This window comes from Oryzihumus sp. (assembly GCF_054325275.1).
In genome coordinates this window covers 1-6,675 of record NZ_JBTCWL010000113.1, presented here as the reverse complement: position 1 = coordinate 6,675, position 6,675 = coordinate 1, and the positions used below count along the sequence as shown (strand labels likewise).

Genomic DNA, 6,675 nt, shown 5'->3' with positions numbered 1-6,675 from the left:
GGACCTCGAGCGCGACTTCGCCACCGGCGGCTTCGGTGGCCAGCCGATGCTCAAGCTGCGCAAGATCCTCGGCATCCTGCGCGACTCCTACTGCCGCACCGTCGGCGTGGAGTACATGCACATCCAGGACCCCGAGCAGCGCAAGTGGATCCAGTCCAAGATCGAGGTCCCCTACGCCAAGACCTCCGCGGACGAGCAGCTGCGGATCCTGCGCCGGCTCAACGCCGCCGAGGCGTTCGAGACGTTCCTGCAGACCAAGTTCGTGGGCCAGAAGCGGTTCAGCCTCGAGGGCGGCGAGTCCGTCATCGCACTGCTCGACCGCATCCTGTGCCGCGCCGCCGGTGACGGCCTCGACGAGGTGTGCATCGGCATGCCGCACCGTGGCCGGCTCAACGTGCTGGCCAACATCGCCGGCAAGTCCTACGGCCAGATCTTCCGCGAGTTCGAGGGCGCCCAGGACCCCAAGTCGGTCCAGGGCTCCGGCGACGTGAAGTACCACCTGGGCACCGAGGGCGAGTTCATCTCCGAGGACGGCGCCAAGACCAAGGTCTACCTGGCCGCCAACCCCTCGCACCTGGAGGCCGTCAACCCCGTCCTCGAGGGCATCGTCCGCGCCAAGCAGGACCGTCTCGACCTCGCCGGCGAGGACTTCACCGTCCTGCCGGTCCTGATGCACGGTGACGCGGCCTTCGCCGGCCAGGGTGTCGTGGCCGAGACGCTCAACCTGAGCCAGCTGCGCGGCTACCGAACCGGCGGCACGATCCACGTGGTCATCAACAACCAGGTCGGGTTCACCACGAGCCCGTCCTCCTCGCGCTCGTCGTTCTACTCCACCGACGTCGCGCGGATGATCCAGGCGCCGATCTTCCACGTCAACGGCGACGACCCCGAGGCCTGCGTGCGCGTGGCCGAGCTCGCCTTCGAGTTCCGCCAGCAGTTCAACAAGGACGTCGTCATCGACATGGTGTGCTACCGCCGCCGTGGCCACAACGAGGGCGACGACCCGTCGATGACCCAGCCGCTGATGTACAACCTCATCGAGGCCAAGCGCTCGGTCCGCAAGCTCTACACCGAGTCGCTCATCGGCCGCGGTGACATCAGCGTCGAGGACGCCGAGGCTGCGCTGCGCGACTACCAGCAGCAGCTCGAGCGGGTCTTCGTGGAGACCAAGGAGGCCACCAAGGCCGCCGCGACGTCCAACCACACCGAGGTCCCCGGCACCGACACCGAGGGCCACGGCGGCCTGGAGCGCCCGTCCGCGCAGGAGGCCGACGAGGCCGCCCCGGTGCGGCGCGTCGAGACGGCCATCCCGGCCGAGGAGATGCAGCACATCGGTGACGCGTTCGTGAACATGCCCGAGGGCTTCACGGTGCACCCCAAGCTGCACCAGCTCATGGAGAAGCGCGCCGAGATGGTGCGCAAGGGCGGCATCGACTGGGCCATGGGCGAGCTGCTCGCCTTCGGCTCGCTGCTCAAGGAGGGCGTCCCGGTCCGCCTCGCCGGCCAGGACTCCCGCCGCGGCACGTTCGTGCAGCGCCACGCGGTGCTCATCGACAAGGTGACGGCCGAGGAGTGGACCCCGCTGCTCTACCTCGGTGAGGGCCAGGCCCGCTTCTGGGTCTACGACTCGCTGCTGTCCGAGTACGCCGCGATGGGCTTCGAGTACGGCTACTCGGTCGAGCGTCCCGACGCGCTGGTCCTGTGGGAGGCGCAGTTCGGCGACTTCTTCAACGGTGCGCAGACGATCGTGGACGAGTTCATCTCCTCCTCCGAGCAGAAGTGGGGCCAGCGCTCCTCGGTCGTGCTGCTGCTGCCGCACGGCTACGAGGGCCAGGGCCCGGACCACTCCTCCGCCCGTATCGAGCGCTTCCTGCAGATGTGCGCCGAGGACAACATGACGGTGGCCTACCCCTCCACCCCGGCGTCCTACTTCCACCTGCTGCGCCGCCAGGCCTACGCCCGCCCGCGCAAGCCGCTCATCGTCTTCACCCCGAAGTCGATGCTGCGCCTGAAGGCCGCGGCCTCCCCGGTCGAGGACTTCACGCAGGACACGTTCCGTCCGGTGCTGCCCGACCGTGGCGCCCCGGAGGCCGGCGGCGTGACCCGCGTGCTGCTCGCCTCGGGCAAGGTCGTCTACGACCTGGAGGCCGAGCGCACCAAGCGCGGCGACCAGGCGACCGCGATCGTGCGGGTCGAGCAGCTCGCCCCGCTGCCGGGCGCCGAGATCGCCGAGGCGGTCAAGGTCTACCCGGGCGCCGAGCTGGTGTGGGTCCAGGACGAGCCGGCCAACCAGGGCGCGTGGCCGTTCATGGCGCTCAACCTGCCGCAGGCGCTGGCCGAGCAGGGCGAGACCCGCGGGCTGCGCGTGGTGTGCCGTCCCGCCTCCGCCTCGCCGGCGACCGGGTCCAGCAAGAAGCACGCCGTCGAGCAGGCCGAGCTGATCGCCCGCGCGTTCGACCGCTGACCGGCATACCAGCCGCCCGCTGACAGGGGCGGGGACCGCACCTCGCGGTCCCCGCCCCTCGGCGTATGCCGTGTCGCGCCGCCGCGCGACCGGCCGCGCGCCCGCGGCTAGGGTGAGGCCCACGTGCCCCCGCTTCACCCTCCGGGCGCGACGAGCAGCACCGACAGCACGGCACGTCCCGAAGCGAGGCACCATGACCCACCTGCACGCGGCTCCGAGCCCGGACACCGCCGAGGGGCCCGATGTCGCCGACGTCGTGCGCTCGGGCGCGTTCAGCACCCGGGTCCAGCCCGTCGTCGAGTGCGAGTCGGGCCGGCTGGTGGGCTACGAGACGGTGCAGCGGGTCGAGGGCGACTCCACCCTCAGCGACCCGATCGCCCTGACCGAGGCGGTGGGCGGCCACCGTGATGCCGGAGAGTTGGACGCGGTGCGGCGCCGGCACGCGATGGAAGCCGTCGCCGCGCTCGGCTTCGGGCACGCCGACTACACGCGGGTGTTCCTGGACGCCTCCGCCGAGTCGTTCGAGACGCTGCCGGACGACGACTGGCTGCGCGAGCGGCTCGTGCTCCAGCTGGACAGCGTGCGCGTGCTCACCCACCCGGCGACCTCGCTGCGGGTGGCCGAACAGGCCCGCCGGCACGGCTGGACCCTCGCCCTGCGGGCGGTCGGCGCCACCCCGGCGACCCTCGCGACCCTGCCGCTGCTCGACCCCGAGGTCGTGCGACTCGACGCGAGCGTCCTGCACAGCCGCGACCTGCGCCACCAGGCCGACGTGCTCGACGCGGTCCGGGCACACACCGCCGCGACCGGCAGCCTGGTCCTGGCGGAGGGCGTCACCACCCTGGCCGACGAGGGCACGGTGCGGATGCTCGGCGCCCATCTGGCGGCAGGCCCGCTCTACGACCCTCACGGGGAGCGCGCCGGGGCCCGGGGTGGGCTGACCGCGATGCTCGGCGGCCGGGCGGCCGCCCTGCTGGAGACCCACGACAGCCCCTACACCCTGGCCACCCGCAGGCACTCCCCGCGCATGGCGGACAAGCGCTTCCTGGTCGAGCTGAGCAAGACGCTGGAGGCGCAGGCGCTGGACGCCGACGGCGCCGCCATCGTGCTGTCCTCCTTCCAGGACGCGCGCCACCTCACCCCGTCCACGATCGGCCGCTACGAGCAGCTGTCCCGCACCGGCTCGCTGGTGGCCATGCTCGGCACCGGGGTCGACACCCCGCCGGTGGCCGGCGCGCGGCACGCCCCGCTCGACCCCGCCGACCCGCTGCAGCGGGAGTGGACGCTGGTCGTCATCACGCCGACCTGGGCGACCCTGCTCACGGCGCACGACTTCGGCGACACCGGACGACCCGAGGGCGACCGGCGGTTCAACTTCGTCCTCACCCACGACCGCGACCTGGCGGTGGCCGCCTCGCGTAGCCTGCTGTCCCGGGTCTGGGAGGGCCACCAGGACCCGCGGCCGCGCCGGGTCGGCCGCCGGCGGCGGATGGTCTCCTGACCCCCCGCCCGGCATGCCGTCGTCCCGCGCACGGGTTCGGGCGATAGCCTCCGAACGTGTACTTCACCGACCGGGGCATCGAGGAGCTGGCGCAGCGACGGGGCGAGGAGGAGGTCAGCCTGGAGTGGCTGGCCGACCAGCTGCGGACGTTCGTCGACCTGAACCCCGAGTTCGAGACCCCCATCGAGCGCTTTGCCACCTGGCTGGCGCGGCTCGACGACGACGAGGACTGAGCAGCGTGAGCTTTGTGGACCACTTCGCCGACGAGGACGTGCACGACATCCCGACCGAGTTCGCCCCCACCACCGAGTTCCACGTGCCCGAGGGCCCGCGTGACGTCGGGATGGTGTTCATCGGCGACTCCTACGTCGCCGGCTACGGCGACCCCAAGGGCATGGGCTGGGTGTCCCGGGTCGTCGGCCGCACCTCGCACCCGGACGTGGACCTCACGGCATACAACCTGGGCGTGCGCGGCGACGCCTCCACGGACGTGCTGGCCCGCTGGGGTGCGGAGTGCCGTCCGCGCTGGACCGAGCGCGCCGAGCGCCGGCTGGTCATCGGGGTCGGCGCCAACGACGTGCACAACGGCATGACGACCGCCCGCCTTCGGCTGTCCCTGGCCAACATCCTCGACGACGCCTCGGCTGCGGGCATCGCGACGTTCGTGGTCGGGCCGCCGCCCACCCTGGACCAGGACTTCAACGACCGGCTCGAGGTCGTCGTCGAGGCCCAGGCCGACGTGTGCTCGCGCCGCTCGGTCCCCTACGTCGACTGTTTCCACCCCCTGCTGGGGCACGAGCAGTGGCGCGCCGACCTGTCGGCCGGGGACGGCTGGCACCCCGGGCAGGCCGGCTACGGCCTGATCGCCTGGCTGGTGCTGCACGGCGGCTGGGCACGCTGGCTCCTCATCGAGGACTGACCTCCACCGTCGCGCACCACACTCCTCGCCGAGAGGGACGTTCCTCGGGGTTTGGCACCACGCGAACCCTGGGGAACGTCCCTCTCGGCGTGATGGCCGGAAACCCTTGCACTCGCGATACATCGCGATATAACGTGTCGCCACAAGACGCGATATAACGCGTCGGCAGACCTCAGCAAGGGAGCGGGGCATGGCACAGCAGTGGGAGATCGACGGACCCAAGGTCCTCGACATCGGAGCCGAGGGCGAGACCGTCCACAAGCTCAAGGTGGGCCTGGTCGGCGGGCACGTCGACATCGTCACGCACGACGACTCGAGCACGGCGCGCCTGGAGGTGCACGAGGTGGTGGGGCGGCCGCTGCAGGTCACCTGGACCGGCTCGACGCTCAAGGTCAGCCACATCAAGGAGGATGCGGACAACCTGTTCGAGAGCCTCAAGCAGAGCTTCGCCTCCTTCGGCAACCAGCGGCTGCGCGCTCGCGTGAGCCTGTCGGTGCCGGCCGCAGCCGAGGTCAGCGTGAGCACCGTCAGCGCGGACGCCCTCGTCAACGGGGTGCGCGCGGAGGTCAGGGCCAACACCGTCTCGGGGGCCCTGACCCTCGACGACATCACCGGCGACGTCAAGGCCAACACGGTCAGCGGCGAGGTGGAGTGCCACGGCCTGACCGGCAACTTCACCGGCAAGTCGGTCAGCGGTCCGGTCACGGTCCAGGCCAGCCGGCTCGGGGCGATCAAGCTCAACACCGTCAGCGGCGACATCGCACTGGACCTCACCAGCGGAGCCGCCCAGATCAGCTCCAACTCGGTCTCCGGCGACGTCACCGTGCGCATCCCGGCGGGCGGCGGCTTCGACGTGACCGCACACACCGCCTCCGGCCAGGTCGTCATCGACGGCCGACGGGTCACCCTCCCGGGCTCCAGGCGGCCAGGCGGGCAGCTCAGCGAGGGCGACCGGGCCCTGGCGATCAAGGCCAACGCGATCTCCGGCAACGTCGTGGTGCTGCGCGCCGCAACCGGTGGCACCCCGCAGGACACGTCACCGGAGACACCCCAGGACACGCCGCAGGACAGCCCCCGCGACACGCCGCAGGACGTGCCCGGCACCGAGAGCGCTGCCGGATGAGCCCGGTCTTCGCCCACGGCCAGCTGCGGCTCTACCTGCTCGCCCTGCTCGAGGAGGGACCGCGCCACGGCTACGAGATCATCCGGGCCCTGGAGGAGCGGTTCAACGGGCTCTACTCCCCCAGCGCCGGGACGGTCTACCCGCGCCTGGCCAAGCTCGAGGAGGAGGGGCTCGTCGAGCGCTCCGAGGAGGGCCGCAAGGCGACCTACCGGATCACCGACGCCGGCCGGGCCGAGGTGCAGGCCCGCCAGCTCGACCTTGCCGACCTGCAGCAGGACCTCGACCACTCGGTCCGCGAGCTGGCCCAGCAGGTGCGCTCCCGCGTGCATGGCAGCGCCACCGACCTGCGGGCCGAGCTCAAGGCTGCGGCCAAGGAGGCCCGGGCCAACGCGACACCCGCCGGCACGGCCTACGACGCGGCCTGGCCGCTGGGCGAGTGGGGCAACGGCCCCGCCGCCCGCGACATCGAGGCGGCGATCAACGCCTTCCGCCACGACGTGCGCGACGCCGTCCGCCGGGTGCAGGCCGACAGCCAGAAGCGGCAGGAGGTGCTCGACATCCTGCACGACGCCGCGAGCCGCATCCGGGAGGTCATGCAGCGGCGCTGAGGCTCAGGTGGTGATGACGACCTTGCCGAAGAGGTCTCCGGCGACCATCTTCTCGAAGCC

At 71.7% G+C, this 6,675-nt stretch carries 6 protein-coding genes; all 6 read left to right on the top strand.

Going from position 1 to position 6,675, the window contains the following annotated elements; translation table 11 throughout:
• The coding region (locus tag ACXVGS_RS18450; protein ID WP_458537332.1) for a multifunctional oxoglutarate decarboxylase/oxoglutarate dehydrogenase thiamine pyrophosphate-binding subunit/dihydrolipoyllysine-residue succinyltransferase subunit at positions 1–2,464 on the top strand (2,464 nt) is incomplete at its 5' end.
• 193 nt (positions 2,465–2,657) lie between these two features.
• The gene (locus tag ACXVGS_RS18445; RefSeq protein WP_458532591.1) at positions 2,658–3,965 is read left to right on the top strand and encodes an EAL domain-containing protein; all 1,308 of its coding nucleotides are present in this window, start codon (positions 2,658–2,660) and stop codon (positions 3,963–3,965) included.
• 56 nt (positions 3,966–4,021) lie between these two features.
• The gene (locus ACXVGS_RS18440; protein ID WP_185746166.1) at positions 4,022–4,198 is read left to right on the top strand and encodes a DUF6104 family protein; all 177 of its coding nucleotides are present in this window, start codon (positions 4,022–4,024) and stop codon (positions 4,196–4,198) included.
• 5 nt (positions 4,199–4,203) lie between these two features.
• A complete protein-coding gene (locus tag ACXVGS_RS18435; protein ID WP_458530732.1) occupies positions 4,204–4,884 on the top strand; it encodes a GDSL-type esterase/lipase family protein in 681 nt (226 codons plus the stop codon).
• 190 nt (positions 4,885–5,074) lie between these two features.
• Entirely contained in the window at positions 5,075–6,007 is a 933-nt protein-coding gene (locus ACXVGS_RS18430; RefSeq protein WP_458530731.1) for a DUF4097 family beta strand repeat-containing protein, read from the top strand.
• On the top strand, positions 6,004–6,615 hold the full coding sequence (locus tag ACXVGS_RS18425) for a PadR family transcriptional regulator (RefSeq protein WP_458530730.1): 612 nt from the start codon (positions 6,004–6,006) through the stop codon (positions 6,613–6,615). The genes ACXVGS_RS18430 and ACXVGS_RS18425 overlap by 4 nt, the downstream gene beginning before the upstream one ends.
• Positions 6,616–6,675 lie beyond the last annotated feature (60 nt).

Excerpts from the sequence above, each read along its gene's own strand:
- ACXVGS_RS18445 (WP_458532591.1), top strand. The coding sequence starts at position 2,658 with ATGACCCACCTGCACGCGGCTCCGAGCCCGGACACCGCCGAGGGGCCC.
- ACXVGS_RS18430 (WP_458530731.1), top strand. The coding sequence starts at position 5,075 with ATGGCACAGCAGTGGGAGATCGACGGACCCAAGGTCCTCGACATCGGA.
- ACXVGS_RS18425 (WP_458530730.1), top strand. The coding sequence starts at position 6,004 with ATGAGCCCGGTCTTCGCCCACGGCCAGCTGCGGCTCTACCTGCTCGCC.